This window comes from Acidianus infernus (assembly GCF_009729545.1).
Classification (GTDB): Archaea; Thermoproteota; Thermoprotei_A; order Sulfolobales; family Sulfolobaceae; genus Acidianus; species Acidianus infernus.
Window position 1 is genome coordinate 1 of sequence record NZ_WFIY01000003.1, and the last position, 16,994, is coordinate 16,994.

Annotated in this window: 7 protein-coding genes, 1 pseudogene and 3 CRISPR repeat arrays; of the genes and pseudogenes, 5 read left to right on the forward strand and 3 right to left on the reverse strand. The window is 37.2% G+C overall.

The genetic code is table 11. From position 1 onward, the window contains the following. Positions 1 to 16 precede the first annotated feature (16 nt). Positions 17 to 1,096: direct repeats of the CRISPR family, unit length 24 nt; unit sequence CTTTCAGTTCTTCCTTATTTCAAC. A 2,856-nt stretch (positions 1,097 to 3,952) separates the two neighbouring features. Beyond that, positions 3,953 to 4,720 carry a CRISPR system precrRNA processing endoribonuclease RAMP protein Cas6 gene (gene cas6, locus D1867_RS00080; RefSeq protein ID WP_155862281.1) on the reverse strand — a complete coding sequence of 256 codons (768 nt, stop codon included), beginning with the start codon at positions 4,718 to 4,720 and terminating at the stop codon, positions 3,953 to 3,955. Positions 4,721 to 5,604: 884 nt separating this feature from the next. Next, positions 5,605 to 7,800: a CRISPR direct-repeat array (repeat unit 24 nt; unit sequence GTTGAAATAAGGAAGAACTGAAAG). Positions 7,801 to 8,022: 222 nt separating this feature from the next. Between cas6 and D1867_RS00085 the strand changes: the two genes are divergently transcribed. From D1867_RS00085 to D1867_RS00105, 5 genes are all read left to right on the forward strand, one after another. Next, positions 8,023 to 8,265: a hypothetical protein gene (locus tag D1867_RS00085; RefSeq protein WP_155862282.1), complete on the forward strand. Its 243-nt coding sequence runs from the start codon at positions 8,023 to 8,025 to the stop codon at positions 8,263 to 8,265. Between the two features lie 216 nt (positions 8,266 to 8,481). Next, on the forward strand, positions 8,482 to 9,435 hold the full coding sequence (locus D1867_RS00090; protein WP_155862283.1) for a thermopsin: 954 nt from the start codon (positions 8,482 to 8,484) through the stop codon (positions 9,433 to 9,435). Positions 9,436 to 9,511: 76 nt separating this feature from the next. Further along, positions 9,512 to 10,213 carry a PKD domain-containing protein gene (locus tag D1867_RS00095; protein WP_155862284.1) on the forward strand — a complete coding sequence of 234 codons (702 nt, stop codon included), beginning with the start codon at positions 9,512 to 9,514 and terminating at the stop codon, positions 10,211 to 10,213. Positions 10,214 to 11,231: 1,018 nt separating this feature from the next. After that, a CRISPR array of direct repeats spans positions 11,232 to 12,899; the repeat unit is 24 nt; unit sequence CTTTCAGTTCTTCCTTATTTCAAC. Positions 12,900 to 13,861: 962 nt separating this feature from the next. Beyond that, positions 13,862 to 14,143, forward strand: coding sequence for a CRISPR-associated endonuclease Cas2 (cas2, locus tag D1867_RS12725; RefSeq protein ID WP_155862285.1), 282 nt, complete (start codon positions 13,862 to 13,864; stop codon positions 14,141 to 14,143). Further along, positions 14,130 to 14,732: a hypothetical protein gene (locus tag D1867_RS00105; protein WP_155862286.1), complete on the forward strand. Its 603-nt coding sequence runs from the start codon at positions 14,130 to 14,132 to the stop codon at positions 14,730 to 14,732. Before cas2 ends, D1867_RS00105 begins: the two co-directional genes overlap by 14 nt. A gap of 395 nt (positions 14,733 to 15,127) precedes the next feature. Here the strand turns inward: D1867_RS00105 and D1867_RS00110 are convergent, their stop codons facing one another. Both D1867_RS00110 and cas1 read right to left on the reverse strand, forming a co-directional pair. Then, positions 15,128 to 15,385: a hypothetical protein gene (locus tag D1867_RS00110; RefSeq protein ID WP_155862287.1), complete on the reverse strand. Its 258-nt coding sequence runs from the start codon at positions 15,383 to 15,385 to the stop codon at positions 15,128 to 15,130. A gap of 9 nt (positions 15,386 to 15,394) precedes the next feature. Next, positions 15,395 to 16,023 (reverse strand): annotated as a pseudogene (gene cas1 / locus D1867_RS00115) (CRISPR-associated endonuclease Cas1); the annotation flags it as partial. Positions 16,024 to 16,994 lie beyond the last annotated feature (971 nt).

Genomic DNA, 16,994 nt, shown 5'->3' on the forward strand with positions numbered 1-16,994 from the left:
TTCAACAACCACAACTCTTTCAGTTCTTCCTTATTTCAACTAAGATTTTTAGCAGTTGCGACACAACAAATTGGCTTTCAGTTCTTCCTTATTTCAACCTGAGTCTAAATATTATTGCCCGAATTCAGATGTCTTTCAGTTCTTCCTTATTTCAACATACTAAGACCGACATTCCTCACACGGTTTATGGAACTTTCAGTTCTTCCTTATTTCAACGTCATCAAGCGCTGGGGTGATGATGTGATGTACATCTTTCAGTTCTTCCTTATTTCAACCTTACTGGGTTCGATCAAGGCATGATGGACCAACTTTCAGTTCTTCCTTATTTCAACCGAGCATAAGCCCGTCAATTCTTACTATTATTATCTTTCAGTTCTTCCTTATTTCAACTTGGTATATAAGTCATTCCGCAATGACGGTAGACTTTCAGTTCTTCCTTATTTCAACTTTACGGTGAGGCGGATATCGTAACTGTAGCCGACTTTCAGTTCTTCCTTATTTCAACATGTGAGGCGTTATTCTATTACCTAGAAGCCGTTTACTTTCAGTTCTTCCTTATTTCAACTGACAAACACTTCTATACATACGGTCTACTGAGAGTCTTTCAGTTCTTCCTTATTTCAACGGCGGACCAGTGACTGAGTATATTGAGTTGGACAGTGCTTTCAGTTCTTCCTTATTTCAACACGACAAAGAAAAGAAAACTTTGAAGATTCAATTCTTTCAGTTCTTCCTTATTTCAACACGATGAACAATTCGAAATATTGAAAGATTTTCACTTTCAGTTCTTCCTTATTTCAACTTAATTACCCCGTTTAAGGGGCAGGAGGCAGTATTCTTTCAGTTCTTCCTTATTTCAACACAAAAACGACAGAAAGCCAGTATGAAGAATATAACTTTCAGTTCTTCCTTATTTCAACTCGATCATATCGATAGAGCGTTTGATAGAGATGCCTTTCAGTTCTTCCTTATTTCAACAGAACCCCTGAAGTTTTTGAAGGTATGGCTTACTACTTTCAGTTCTTCCTTATTTCAACGACGGTTTCAATTTCTATCAGGCTATCGCAACTAGCTTTCAGTTCTTCCTTATTTCAACCGTGCGTTGATTTTCACTGCTTTTTCACGTTCTTTTTGCGTTCTGTGTAGATTAAACTACTTCATTTTAAGATAAAAACTTTACTTTTCACTAAAATTGATGGGAGGCAAAGTAGAAAAAGTTTATCTCTCGATTTTTTGAAAGTAAGTTTTCAACGCAAAAGTTTTTAAAGTGTATTTAAACCTCGTAAAAGACGTGAGTGAATTTACGTAAGAATCTACATGAACAATTATCTGAAAAAAGAGATTATTGCAAACTTCCCTACTTTCTAGGTTAAATTGAAAGAGGGTAAATACTCAAAGTAGATAGAGAAATTGTAGACAAGGGGGGAATAACGTATCCGCCTTTTATCAACATACTAATTGAAAGAAAGGAAGGAGTTTAGGAATAATCTCAAGAATGAGAAGTTAATTCCTAACTCTCCTAATTTCTAGAGTGAATTGAAAGAGAGAAAATACTCAAAGTAGATAGAGAAATAGGAGGATTAAGAGTTCTTCACATTATACAACAAAATACTCAAAGTAGATAGAGAAATTGTAAAAATCCCTTAACGATACTTTGACCAGTATCAGAAGTTTGATGAGTTAGCACAGAAGTTGAGGCTCTGAACGATACTTTCACCTTAATAGTAGTAAACTTGTTAATTCGTTTAATTACGCATTTCATCCACACTACGGATAGGGTAAGGCCTTCAGAGAACCCAAGTTATCGTCAGGGGAAGGTTTTCCGAGTCAAGTAGCTAGGGAGATACCAATTTCTCGTGTAATTGCTTCAACATCTCTACGTACATCTTCTCGTACTTGTCCACCCTTAGTATGATTGTCCTCTTGCACTTGCGGAAGCCCTTGTCAGTGGTTACGATGTAACCTTGTATTAGCCTAGCGTACATCATTATTTGGTGGTCGTGTTTATATGGGGTAATGAAAGGGTTAAGCCTAAGCCTCTTCTGGCACCAGTAATAAAACCCTTTATGGGAATTCCCTCGTGCCTCGTAGTGGCTAGAGTCAGGTGGCCTTCGCTCATCGAGAATTCCCCCTTCTCTCTGAGCTTTATTTAAAACGCCACATATGAAAACATGTACTCATTTAAAGCACTTTAATTCCGCCAACCGCACGTTATTAGTTTGGTCGCGCTTACCTAGTAAGGCGTTCTTAGATATCTTCCGCTTGCGTAATTTTTCCCTCCCTCGTTCTCAAAACATTCCTCTGTCAGTAAACGATGGCGTCCTCCATTTAAAGGCTGGCTTATTCTCTAAATTAAGTGCCCTTTAAATAAGTAATTCAAAGCGTTTAAGGGGTCTTGAAGCCCATTCCTCTCAAATTGCCCTTGGTCATGGATAAAAAAGAAAGAGAGAAAGGAAAGGGAAAAGAAAAGAGAGAGAAAATATTAATCTTTACCTATCATTTTTTCGTATACCTTATATTAATTAAGCTTTGTTATTGATGAATGATTTGGCAGAGAAGCTCGATTTTTTGTATACCTTTATTAATCCCTTAATCCCATTCCAATTGAAACCATTGCAATGCAACGCTAAGCCCAGTAGGGGAAGAGATAGCTATTTCTAGAACCTGACTTCCTCCTAAAGGGTTAACTCCCAAGGGGCTCATCGATTCGGGTGGCTCAGAGCATTGGAAGAGTGAGGGACTTTCATTCATCTAGTCCCTTATTGCTTGTTGCTCATACTTGAGTTGGGGAGGAGCGTCATTAACGTCTTGGGCTATCCATCCCCTTTCCTCCCCCTTAATCTCAATTTCTTTAACTGTGCAGCCTTAAACCTGGTTCGAAGTTCCCTTTCATTATTTTAGGCAAATAGTATTGAACCGTGAAGCAATTTGCAGTGCAGTAAATAACTTCTCGTTGTCTATGCCGAAAGACCTAGCTAGTAAAAGTCCCTCGATTTAGCGACAAGGGCCTGGCACGGCCTGATTGGCCCTCGATTTAGCGAAGCTACGACTTGATTAGCCTATGTAAATTATGGTTTTGCCCATCGCCCTAAAAATGGGTTCGACTCGTTTAAACACGTCCTCCCTACCACCTCTCTAGCTTACTGGCGCGTCTAGGAATTCAATACCGGAGAGTTAGTGTTCATGTCCACAAGGATAAGCCACCTGCTCTCAACGATTCCGTTCCTTCTACATCTGGAGCGTCAATGACCATTGATATTACTATATCGGAGTTTTTAACCACTTCCTTAGGAGACCTACCTTAGCTCCATTTAGCCTTCTCTATAGTTCAGTGAGTTCTTAACCAGCCATTGAAAAGCCCATTATCCCTAAGCCTAGTTAAGTGAGACTATAAAGCTATTTAAAAAGTGGGAATTACGCGAAACCTGCAGTGAAAAAATTGTAAACATAACAACTTGCCAGAAAGTGGGCTATTGTAATCGGGTCTGTTCCGTTGAAAACCTCCATAACAACTTGCCAGTGGGGATTACGCGAAACTAAACGTCTTAGAGGAAGAGGAAAACGTTAGTGGAAGTTCTTACTAAAATTGCTCCTTGGCAAATAAACGAGATCTTGAGAAAAGCTATCACGGTTATGAAAGAGGGCATTAAAAGGATCTCGTTAATGCCCTAGAGAGAGATCGTGATTAGGAATACTATGTCGTTATTAAGGACGGTAAAGTAATAGTTACCTCTTTAAAAAGAGGGATCTAAAAGGGAACTTTACGAAATAATCAAGAACGTTAAGGTTAGTTAAGTGATAGCACAGTTGTAGGCGAAGATGAGGAAAGAGTGATAGCACGACTGGCGTGATTGACCTTTCGGCAAGTGATAGACATGCACGATAAGTATCAAGCAAGGTTAGGGCTAATCCAATGATGGTAAATTCACCTAGCCTTTCTTCACCTCGTCAGTTAGCAGAGCTCCACGTGACCAAAACCACTAGCCCTAGAAGACCCAACCCCTATGATTAGCGCTGTCTCCACTAATTTTCTAGTCTCATCGTCGTTCTTTAACAGCCTGTATTCGACTTTACCTATCATCACTGGCTCCTTCCCATTGTCGTATGGTATCCAGATCGTCTTTATCCTAGTCTTCCAGCTTTCAGTAATCCTACTCTCTATCTCAGCTAGCTCTTGAGGTGTTAAGTTGTTCTTATTCTTCATGAGGGCGTAAGGGATCCAAAAGACTGCAGAAGGTGAAGGGAAGAACTTCCTATAGTCCCTATTAGTTATGAAGGGGTTTGCCAGAAGCGTTGGAGAAAAACACAGCTTTACCTTGTTCCCAAAGTTGAACGTGTCCTTTTCTATCCTCTCAATGACGAACTCCAATAGCCCTCCCTCGACCTTTATCCTAGTCCTAACTCCCAAGTCGCCCTTTACCTTTTCCTCAAACCCTTTGGACAACTCGTTGGGTAAACCAACCCTTATCTTGTACTCACCATCTAGTGGAACCTCTTTCAGTACCCCCCTCTCGTAGTAAGGGTATACGGCCTCCTTGTTGATTGGGGGAGAGACGTGGATTGGCTTAAAAAACCCCTTTGTGGGTCTAAACAAGACCTCTAGTTCTGGGAGCTCGGTTAGGACTACTATCTTACTTATTTTTCCAGTAAAATTATTGAATTTGTTGTTCCCATTTCTTTCGTATTTCATCTTAACGGTGAGGGTATAACTGGAGAACATTAAATAAAGATGGGAGAGGAAATAAATAAAGATTAGCGAATTCGGTGGAGACAGACGTGAAGGAGGAAAAGCGACGTTACCTAAGCCTTAGCCTTAAGGGGTACTAGTAGCCTTTCGTACTAGCTGCGGAGCTTATTCTACCTGTCTCCTCCGCTGAGTGACTCTTTCCGTAGTCAAGAAGAATGGGTAAAATATGCGTTAAAACGAATTAACTAGAAGAATGAAAAAATGCATTACCTAGAGTCGTCAGCTGACATTTTCTCAACGTCATAACCAAATGAAAAATATGCATTACCTAGAGCAGATCTGCTTGAATATTGAACAATTTGTTATTAAATGAAAAATATGCATTACCTAGAGATTTTTTCAGGTAGATTTTTGAGTTCATCAATTTCTCTATCTACCTTGACTCTTTTTACTAAATTACTTTCTTTCAATTTCACCTAGAAAGTAGGGGAGTTAGGAATTATTTATTTGTTAGCGACACTTTAAGATTATTCCTAAAATCCCTTAATTCTTTCAATTAAACGTGAAGATAAAAATGATAGACGTTCTTTCACCTTCTCTAGAATTTCTCTATCTACTTTGATTGTTTATCCCCTTTCAATTTCATCTAAAAACAAGTGGATTTGAAAATGTTCGTAATCTGGGAAATTTTTTCAGGTAGATTCTTACGTAAATTCACTCACGTCTTTTACGAGGTTTAAATACACTTTAAAAACTTTTGCGTTGAAAACTTACTTTCAAAAAATCGAGAGATAAACTTTTTCTACTTTGCCTCCCATCAATTTTAGTGAAAAGTAAAGTTTTTATCTTAAAATGAAGTAGTTTAATCTACACAGAACGCAAAAAGAACGTGAAAAAGCAGTGAAAATCAACGCACGGTTGAAATAAGGAAGAACTGAAAGATAAGCCTAAACGTATTGAGCCTGGTGCGTCTAAGTTGAAATAAGGAAGAACTGAAAGGGGATACCCCTGTGGGATAATGGTATACCTTATACGTTGAAATAAGGAAGAACTGAAAGATAGTGACGGATTCGTTAACCACCAACATTCCTAGTTGAAATAAGGAAGAACTGAAAGCTCCGAGGAAAGAAGATAACAAGAAGACTGAAATTAGTTGAAATAAGGAAGAACTGAAAGTTCTGGGCATTCAAAAACCTCAACAATATCCAAAAGTTGAAATAAGGAAGAACTGAAAGGGGTGTATTCAAAAAAGACAAAAAGGCTCCAGGCAAGTTGAAATAAGGAAGAACTGAAAGCTGGCATCACCACTGTCATTCGCTGTAACAGCACAAGTTGAAATAAGGAAGAACTGAAAGGTTCCTTCTTTCTCTTCTAATAATATCAATGTGTCTGGTTGAAATAAGAAAGAACTGAAAGTATTTTTACCACGCCCCAGATGTCTTGAATAATTGTTGAAATAAGAAAGAACTGAAAGTACTCCTGCTCATCTTTGAACCTTAACACTTCCACGTGTTGAAATAAGAAAGAACTGAAAGATTTTTCCTCCTCGTTATAGACCTCTAGAAAGTCTGTTGAAATAAGAAAGAACTGAAAGTTATTATCCCACCTGTAACACGCTTGATAAGGTCTGTTGAAATAAGAAAGAACTGAAAGAAATTTCTCAACTTTTGCTTTTGGGACTGTCTCTGTTGAAATAAGAAAGAACTGAAAGGTGCAGGGACCTGTCGCCCATGCATAAACTTGTGAGTTGAAATAAGAAAGAACTGAAAGTGTTTACTTGAGTCCCCGCAAACACTACCCTGGAGTTGAAATAAGAAAGAACTGAAAGTTGTAGTAAACGCTGTACCCTCTCTTCCTCAGTTGTTGAAATAAGAAAGAACTGAAAGTTGGTTTTTTGGTATCACAATTTTTACTTGTTTCGTTGAAATAAGAAAGAACTGAAAGGAGGAACCAGTTTGACTTTGAGCAGGATATAAAAGTTGAAATAAGAAAGAACTGAAAGTAATTTCCGAGAATGATCTTGCCCCTATCCAAGAGTTGAAATAAGAAAGAACTGAAAGTGAGGTATGCCCTGGGCGTGGTATTTTGCAATTAGGTTGAAATAAGAAAGAACTGAAAGTCATACTCTTCGTAATTTGAAATTGTTTCAACCAGTTGAAATAAGGAAGAACTGAAAGAGTTGCAAAATCAGCACCATACACTGTGACACGAGTTGAAATAAGGAAGAACTGAAAGGCTCATTATCTTTTGTACTGTCGTAGTATTATTCGTTGAAATAAGGAAGAACTGAAAGGTATTTGTACATCAACACTTTTGACGACCTTAAGGTTGAAATAAGGAAGAACTGAAAGACGTTCTTTCTAATGTTCAGTTCTAGCCGTGACGAGTTGAAATAAGGAAGAACTGAAAGTCCGGACAGATTTCAACAAATTCAACTAAATCGCAAGTTGAAATAAGGAAGAACTGAAAGCAGATTCGGTCATGCCAATTCTCGGTCCATTCCTCGTTGAAATAAGGAAGAACTGAAAGCTGTGCCTAACATGTGAATATCTATTGTATTCCGTTGAAATAAGGAAGAACTGAAAGCTTCTTGGCAAGGTATGAGTTAACGGAGTTCTGACGTTGAAATAAGGAAGAACTGAAAGGTATCCGGACTGTAACCTTGCAGATTATACCCTTTGTTGAAATAAGGAAGAACTGAAAGATTGAAACCTCATGCTCTTCTCCCTGATAATACTGTTGAAATAAGGAAGAACTGAAAGATGAGCAAGTTTCGGCAGTGTTAACGCAATACGGGTTGAAATAAGGAAGAACTGAAAGCTAGTCCACTCTGTGTTATACCTAATTCTCTGGCGTTGAAATAAGGAAGAACTGAAAGAGGTTTTTGAATATGTTGGTAACGTTTTTTAATATGTTGAAATAAGGAAGAACTGAAAGTTCTCTGCAGTAAAAATATAAACTTGGGTTTCGCCTTGAAATAAGGAAGAACTGAAAGATTCTTCTAATCCATTGTAGATCAATTCTATCTTGTTGAAATAAGGAAGAACTGAAAGCCATCTGTTATCTCAGCAAGTCTTAGAGAACAATATGTTGAAATAAGGAAGAACTGAAAGCAGGACCCGGGCAAATCGCCCCAGGGACTACTCTATGGGCATATGTAACCAATCTTAATATAACATCTTATTACAACTATGCTAAGGCACAGGTAATAAATGGTTGGGCATCTCAATATAGTAGATGGGAATACTTATATCAGTTCTGTTATCCATATATCAATGTAGAAACAACTGGTCTATAAGGAAAAAGTTTTTTTATTTTTTATCTTCTTTATTCTCATGGAATCTAATTCATCTATAACAAACTTACCTACTTACCCTACTTACTTTAACGTCACTAACATTAGTTGTATTAAGCCTGGATATCCCCTCATATTATCACAAAATCCCCCATCAACGCCATGGTATATCCAATATTTACCGGAGCTTATTTTGATTGCAGGAATTGCTTCAACTGTGTTAACTTTCTACTTCTCACCGGGATTAAGAGGCGCTGTAAAAAGGTTATTTTTAAGGAAGTAATCCACTTTAGGGTTTTTTAACTCTCTTTCTTTTCCGATTCTTAATGAAGTGGAGCTCAGCATCTATCTTAGCCACATACTCAATTTATCGCCTTGCACTTACAAGTCAGCGATGGTCTCTTCGTAGTCTACTACTCTTCAGCCCCTATATACTTCGTAGTAAATAACTTGGAAGGAATAACATTGTTCTCCATACAATCATCTTCCTACTATAGCTTTGCCACCGGGAGAGTACAAAGTCCTCTTCATAAATAACGTCTCAAAGACTTGCGTCACGATCCAGATTTACATTGGAGATGGTAGGCCTTATCCAACTGGCATAGCTGACTATGGTATACAAGTAGTGAACGGGGTGGTTAAACCTTACGTTGAAAAGTTCGACGAAGTGGTAGCTCAGATCTACTCAATCTCGGCCTACAACGCCTCATTAAATAATTATGGTGCGTCCCTTCAGTTAAACACAGTCCTCCAAGTTAATACTTTGTACGGCAGTCAAGAGTATTGGTTACAGAACGTCATCAACTTCATGACAAATACTAGTGAGTACAGTTTTGTCGATAACATTTGGAACTTTACGTCTTGTTATAGCGAGTTGAACTCTAGCTCTATCATAGGAAACGGGGGTGTATGCTGGTTCACTGGAGGGTTAGAAATAAACGACTACTACGTTTATGCAACAGAATGGCTTAATATGTCTTATCCCTTAAACGTCGCTTTATTTATAAGAGTGTCCACTGTTCCACAAGGCGTGGAAGTGCTCTTTGGCTACATCAACTCTACCTCGTGCGTTATTTACGATAATGTAACTATCAAGGTGCCTTGCGTGACCTCAGCTTACCTCCTAGTTAGCGGTTATAACACTACTGGAAGTAGGAATGCATATGACACTGAGTTCGTGTTTGGTGGCGAAAAGTGTGGTGAGGTAACTTCATTCAACTCGCTCAACGCAATAATCTACATGTTTTACGTTAATGGTAAAGACGTATTTACTCCCAAAACCTTATTCCCCTTTGGCATAGACACTGCCGAAGCCTCTAACAACTTGTTCACAGTCCCCTACAATGGGGCTTACAAAGTAGAGGTGGGCAAATGCAATGAGGTCGTTTTGACTAATTCCTGCTCCCCCATAGTTGTAAAAGTTAACGGGTCTAGGGCTAGGGCAAACTGCTAGGGTAGAACTAGACATCAGCGGGGGTACACCACCTTACTTTGTAGAGATAGGGAACTAGACATACCTAGACCTTTTCTTGGGGAAGACGTATTACTGCGTAAAACCCAACATAACCGGTGAAATAACTTATCCAATCAAAGTAGAGGACGTATGTGGCAAGGTCATTGACTTAGTATATTCACTAAAGGTCAACCCAGACCCAGTAGTTATCATAACCCCCTCTATGAACGTTACTGACGTGGGGATTCCAATATCCTTTAACGCAACAGTAATTGGAGGTACAAAACCTTATATTAAAGTCTGGTACGTCAACGGTACCCCTGTTTCTAATGAGGATGTGTTATACTACAACTTCACCTCGCCCGGAGTCTACAACGTAACCTTAAAGGTCGTTGACTCGGTAAACTTCACTGCAGTAAATTCAGTGACAATCAAGGTAAATAATTACCCAACACTAAATGTGAGCTATAACTTATGCTACGACTTTTTAGTATACGCCTCATCTGTAAACTTATCTAGTAAAGTATTTGGGGGCACACCGCCTTACACCTACACAGTTTACGTCAATGGGCGCGAGTATTACGTTGGTAACAATCTCTCGATAAACGTACCAATCGATGCCGGCAAAAATAACATCACCGTAGTCGTTAAGGACTCTCTAGGTCTAACCAAGGCAGAGACTATATTAGTGTATGGCGGTTTTAACTGGTTTCGTATCTTGGTTATCATAACTTTAATCGTTGTTATAACTATAATACTAATGAAAAGGAGACGTTAGCTATTGTTTTTCCCTTGGCTTATTGAAGGGCTAACGACTTGGGGAATTACCCTAAGGAAGTACAATGAAAGAGTGAGTACTTAAAAAGGGGTGACGCTAAGGTGGCTGAGGAGTTCAACCTCGAAGAATAAGGCAGGTAGTATACTCACCTCCTATCTCCCAGAACTTGATGCTTCACGAAGCTCACAATAAGCGACAATAGAGAGTAAAACTTTCATAACGTGGGATTGTTAAAAAATGATAATATTTTTAATAGGAGATAACGTCAATCTGATATTGATCTTGAATGTGTTTCAAATAATTTAAATCATTGGACACACTCATAGAAGCTGATAGCAACTCTTATTCAGACAATTATTCGCTCTAAAGGCTTATATTAAATTCTTGTTCTTTGTAATAATTCGCCCGGAATCCCGCCGATATACCTCTTGTATCCTTTTGTAATAATTCGTCAGTCGCTCTAAAGGCTTAAATCCATAACGTCTTTCGTAGTTTAGGATTGACGACCTTCTTAAGCCCCGACACAAGTTTTGAAAAAACTCCTTTACCTTCCTCAATAAACTCTTTGTCTATGATGACTTAATAGAGTATTTCTTCGTCCAATCGTAGTACTATAGCCCCAGTCCATTCCTTTCTATAAAATACGTTTCGAACGTTCTTCTTTCGTTAAATAATGAAAATTTAAAAATCAACATTAACTCCATCATTTACTTCAAAAGTCCTAGCATTTCCTTCTACTCCTTGTTTTTACCATTTAACCGCATAATCTTATCCTAGCTGGCATTGAGTGACACTATTAGAAAGCCCGCAAATTTGCATATTCACACTTTCACCGTGATGACTTTCTAATCGTCATTAAACGTAATATTGTAAGACAAGATCACACGTGCATGAAGTTCATAAAATCTTTCTCTGAAGTCTCCAACGAGGTTTACTGCTTATACCTAGTGTTTTACACGTAACATCGTTTACATAGCATTCTTTTACATCCTTTCCATCATCTAAAGTCATTTCTCCACTTTCAGTTCTTCCTTATTTCAACGAATAGCGTCGGTACTGAACATGATATTCATGGATCTTTCAGTTCTTCCTTATTTCAACATGAGACAATATGTATTATACATATATTATATATCTTTTAGTTCTTCCTTATTTCAACCCAAAATTTCGTACACGTCGTTATCAACGTAAACACTTTTAGTTCTTCCTTATTTCAACCTATTCGAGACTTATAAGGTGGGGCTTCAGTTGTTCTTTCAGTTCTTCCTTATTTCAACTAAGCTTTGCATATAGTATATAATATAGGGGAGACTACTTTCAGTTCTTCCTTATTTCAACTAATAACAGGTTCTCCACTATGTCAACAAGTCTGCTTTCAGTTCTTCCTTATTTCAACAATCTGATAGGAATGGCGGTACGAAAACATGCGACTTTCAGTTCTTCCTTATTTCAACCTGTCCACAGTCAGAGGAATTACAAAAGGCAGATCTTTCAGTTCTTCCTTATTTCAACACATGAGGCGTTTATATGCAGATATAAAATCAATTCTTTCAGTTCTTCCTTATTTCAACTACGATCCAGCTATCGAAAGCCCCCTATTAGTCAACTTTCAGTTCTTCCTTATTTCAACACTAGAAAAGGTAATCGGAGAAATGGCGGAGACTTCTTTCAGTTCTTCCTTATTTCAACTTTCCTTTCCAGTTAGGTAAAACATAGTATCTTTCTTTCAGTTCTTCCTTATTTCAACCTATCCTTCTGAGCGTTGTGCCCACTTTGCCAAAACTTTCAGTTCTTCCTTATTTCAACATGAATCCCTATGAAAAGTTGAGGAGAATTACAGCTTTCAGTTCTTCCTTATTTCAACCGTATTTTTACGTGTTCCTAAGCAAAAAAGGATCTTTCAGTTCTTCCTTATTTCAACACGGCATACGAATTCGCCAAGCTTCCCATTTACTTCTTTCAGTTCTTCCTTATTTCAACATGCAGTAACTAACATAATCCTAGGGTCGCCTAACTTTCAGTTCTTCCTTATTTCAACAAAGCCAGTGGAATGAGCGCCAGGTAAAAATTTGAGCTTTCAGTTCTTCCTTATTTCAACTGAAGGGGCATCTGGTCCCCTTGGATGAGTGTGACTTTCAGTTCTTCCTTATTTCAACTCGATTGGTTTACAAGGCATTACTCAGTACTATACTTTCAGTTCTTCCTTATTTCAACGGATTGATTTTTTGGATGCAGAAGGGTGGTATTACTTTCAGTTCTTCCTTATTTCAACTTGAGGTTACGGACTACACAATAGAATACTGGAACTTTCAGTTCTTCCTTATTTCAACTATTCTGTTGAAGCAATGCTACATAGTGTTCGGCAGCTTTCAGTTCTTCCTTATTTCAACAAATATTGATATTGGGGTGTTCACTATTGGATCTGACTTTCAGTTCTTCCTTATTTCAACACTTCCCACAAGTAAATCGAAGCTATTTCCGCTAACTTTCAGTTCTTCCTTATTTCAACACGGAAATTTTTGCAACTCTTTGAATGTCTCTGCGCTTTCAGTTCTTCCTTATTTCAACTTATTTTTCTCATTTCTATGGCGTTTTATGCGTAACTTTCAGTTCTTCCTTATTTCAACACTTGATTCGCCGAATTCACTCAGACTAGGGCTAACTTTCAGTTCTTCCTTATTTCAACCGTGCGTCGATTTTCACGGCTTTTTCACGTTCTTTTTACGTTCTGTGTAGATTAATTTGCGTGAATCTAAGATAAAAACTTTACTTTTCACAAAAAGTGAGGAAATGCAAAGTAGAAAAAGTTTATCTCTCGATTTTTTGAAAGTAAGTTTTCAACACAAAAGTTTTTAAAGGGTATTTAAACCCCGGGAAAAGACGTGAGTGAATTTACGTAAGAATCTACATGAAAAAATTTCCCAAATTATGAACATTTTCAAATTCCCTTGTTTTTAGAAGAAATTGAAAGGGGATAAATACTCAAAGTAGATAGAAAAATACATCACCTCACAAACCTACATGAAAAAATATCAATTATAGTAAAAATATTATATAAAACCATTTGGTTTAATATTTTCTATATCATGCTTAGAAAACGTTTTCAATTGGAGAACAGGTTTTTGCATAACGGTTACTAGAATTAGATAGTCAGAATTACTGAACGTTTAGGACTTTATTCATTTGTAGAAAAAATGCTTCGTTTAATGAACGTAAGACAAGTAGAGCATATGATTAAAAGCGCCACTATGTAGTCACTTTCAATAGTTACACCTTAGCAGTATTTTTGGCTCTTGGTCCATGGATAATGTAGTCACTTTCAATAGTTAACCACTGTACATCTCTGCAGTATTTCAACCGGAGGATGAATGTGAGAGCTTTCTGGTTAACCACTGTACATCTCTGCAGTAAAAAGCCCGTTATATGATCCTTAACCAGCTTTTAGTAGATTAAGGCAGGAATCAGTAGCCCTAACCGAATTATGTTGCACTAAGCTAGAACTGATAAACATCAGTCGAGGTCTTCAGTAAAACACTCATCTAGTTGCACGTTGATGGGAAAATCGTCAAGAAACAGAAGAGCAAGAAGAGATTACGTAGCACGAAGTTAGAAGGATTCATATATAAATATTCGCATAATATATAAATAATGTATGTGGTGGTAGCTTTTGACATATCGTCTGAAAAAGTCAGAGGAAAAATCAGAAGATACCTCAGACGTCTTGGACTTTCCATGGTCAACAGATCAGTATACGCGGGCATTGGTGGATATAAAACAGCATTCCTTATCTCCGACATGGCTAAAAAACACCTTGAAGAAGGCGATAACTTGTATATTGTCGTCATACGAGACAGCGAGTACGAGTCTTCCGTCAATTGTACCAAAGGAGATTGTAGAAAGCTATCAGAAAGAAAATATGAGGTATTGTAAGTTAACTGCAACGGAATTAAGCTGGGCAAAGTTATGTCCGATGATGAAATACCAAATCCTAGAGAATTGTGGGCAATTAAATTATACCACTCCCCTTTATGTAAAGCACCTTAAACCAATCCACGATAGGATAAATGAAATGGTTATAAACTCTTTAAGAGAAGCCCTTAAGAATAAATTACTCGTAGATAAAGTGGAGCCCGAGTTCACATTATCTTACGTTAGGGATAAAGTTTTTGTAATCAGAGGGAAACCGGATTATTTTGCAATTATAAAAACTAAGAAAGATTACGTAAGTCTAATAGCCGAGGTAACGATTTCAGACACAGTAAGGCACTTAGAAGGAGAAATGCTTTTCTACATGGCCTCTGCAATTTATTATACTTCCCACCCAGTAATAGGTCTCATTATATATAATAAAGGAATAAGGTGGTTAAAGTATTCAAACTTTCCGAGGAAGATAAGGTCGTTATTCACCACACCTAAGAATCCCGAGGAAGCAGCAGAACGAATATACAATAAAATTAAGTGGGCTTGCAGCAACTGTGATCTGATGAATACGTGTCCAGTGTATTCTATACATAGATAATTACTACCTGCGTAGGCTTTACTCTAATTTGAAGGTCAATTTGTTCTCGAAACTATGTGCTTGGTTTATTAGTCCTAAGTTTTCTGCTCGAAAAAGGAAGGGTTTATTCCCAACAGTCCGAACAGGTTACAAGGTCGCCTAGAAAGTAGTTAGCTATCACATTATCCCAACAGTGCATATTCTTAATTTACTAGAAACTTAGTACTTATAACTCCATGATAGCCTCTCCGAATAATATCGATTAGTGAGAACCCTAGCCCACAGTATTTAAGGAGGTCTTCTTTACTTTAATCTACAATTACACATGGCGTGAATTTTAACATTGTGAAAAAAGCATTTACTTTAATCTACAATTAGACGTTTTATGACGCAACTATTAAATCGACTGCTCTCAGCTATGATAATTTCCTTGGATCGTAAGTGAAGGTGTACTTTATGCTCTTATCTTTTTTCCTTATATATTGGGAGAGCTTTAAAGCCCTATTATAGATTGCCTTATATATACTTTCATTATTTTGTTTTTTACTAATTAAGTCGAAAAACTCCTTAGACACCTTATTAACGCTGTCCTTCGATAACTCCCCTTCTTTGTCCAACGATAAACCTTTCTTATATGCCCTAATTACGGCGTGAATTGCAATTGGCTTAAACATTTCTGAAAAGTCAAAGGATAAGGCTGTAGAGTACCTAGACTTGTGCATGAACCCATAAGTTGGATCAAAACCGAAGGAAAGTAAAGCCCTAGTACATTTGCGTAAAGTAGGGCGTAAGCTAGAGATAATGACTTATTGAAAGGATCAGAGTGCCTCGGTTTTCTTCCTATATCTCTAACTTCCTTGGGAAAAAGGTTAAATATCTTATCCCAGAAGAGCCTACTGTTTATCGCTTCCCACACCAACAAGTCATTATTGTCTACGAGCTGTGGAGGATCTAGTTTGTAATACTTTAACAAGTTAGATAGCCCGCTAAACCTTGCTAAGATGAAGTTCCTGGCAATCTCCAACTTCTCTTCGTCAGTTAATTTATATTGCTTTTCCCTGACTTCCGAAAGCATGACCACCAACGTGGGAGAACAAACTGCAACTCCTAATTTGTTAGATATAATTAAAGGAATGTTCATCGATGATAATAACGAAACTACTCCTGAAGGTATTAAGGTCGAGGAACCAAGTATTACTACCCCCGTTATATCTCTCAAATTATAATTCCTAGAATAATCCTTAAAAGAAACTATCAACTCTGATCTAGATTTCCTGTCTATCTTTAATGGGTTAGTAAGGACTAATATCATAAAATATGTTTTTAAATAAAAATAATAAATTTTATCCTCAGTTAAAAAGCGCAATATTGAAAAAGGCAATGCAATAGAACTTCGTTGTACATTTATGCCAATAACTTAAGCTAGGGAAATATTATCGTCGTACGTTAGTTTATGGTTATGTCAATAACTTAAGTACAATTCGATTTCGAGAAGTTTGTAATTACTGCTGGCGTATGTAATGCTGAAATTAAAAATAGCTAATTTAATATTCATGAATACGAAGGCTAACCTGAGTGACTATTTCTCTTCAATAAGAAGTTATCATACATTTTGAAAAGCTTAATGAAACTTTGAAATCTTAATTTCACGTAGGTAGTAAGTTTGTTAAGGACTATATTATCATTAGATGTATCTATAAGAGTTTTGTAATACAATTAATATAAGGGAGTAAATAGTTTTATATAATATTTTTACTATAATTGATATTTTTCATGTAGGTTTGTGAGGTGATGTATTTTTCTATCTACTTTGAGTATTTATCCCCTTTCAATTTCTTCTAAAAACAAGGGAATTTGAAAATGTTCATAATTTGGGAAATTTTTTCATGTAGATTCTTACGTAAATTCACTCACGTCTTTTCCCGGGGTTTAAATACCCTTTAAAAACTTTTGTGTTGAAAACTTACTTTCAAAAAATCGAGAGATAAACTTTTTCTACTTTGCATTTCCTCACTTTTTGTGAAAAGTAAAGTTTTTATCTTAGATTCACGCAAATTAATCTACACAGAACGCAAAAAGAACGTGAAAAAGCCGTGAAAATCGACGCACGGTTGAAATAAGGAAGAACTGAAAGAGGCAATTCATTCATTCCACCCTTCTTATGTAATAGTTGAAATAAGGAAGAACTGAAAGTTCCGTATGGGACTGGGTATGTGTGGAAGTACTAGTTGAAATAAGGAAGAACTGAAAGGCCTAAACTTCCATGTTCCCCATTCCTCCACG

What these genes read in the sequence shown, in the direction of transcription:
- D1867_RS00085 (WP_155862282.1), top strand. Translation starts at nt 8,023, where the DNA reads ATGGAATCTAATTCATCTATAACAAACTTACCTACTTACCCTACTTAC.
- cas2 (WP_155862285.1), top strand. Translation starts at nt 13,862, where the DNA reads ATGTATGTGGTGGTAGCTTTTGACATATCGTCTGAAAAAGTCAGAGGA.
- cas6 (WP_155862281.1), bottom strand. Translation starts at nt 4,720, where the DNA reads ATGTTCTCCAGTTATACCCTCACCGTTAAGATGAAATACGAAAGAAAT.
- D1867_RS00110 (WP_155862287.1), bottom strand. Translation starts at nt 15,385, where the DNA reads ATGTTTAAGCCAATTGCAATTCACGCCGTAATTAGGGCATATAAGAAA.
- D1867_RS00105 (WP_155862286.1), top strand. Translation starts at nt 14,130, where the DNA reads ATGAGGTATTGTAAGTTAACTGCAACGGAATTAAGCTGGGCAAAGTTA.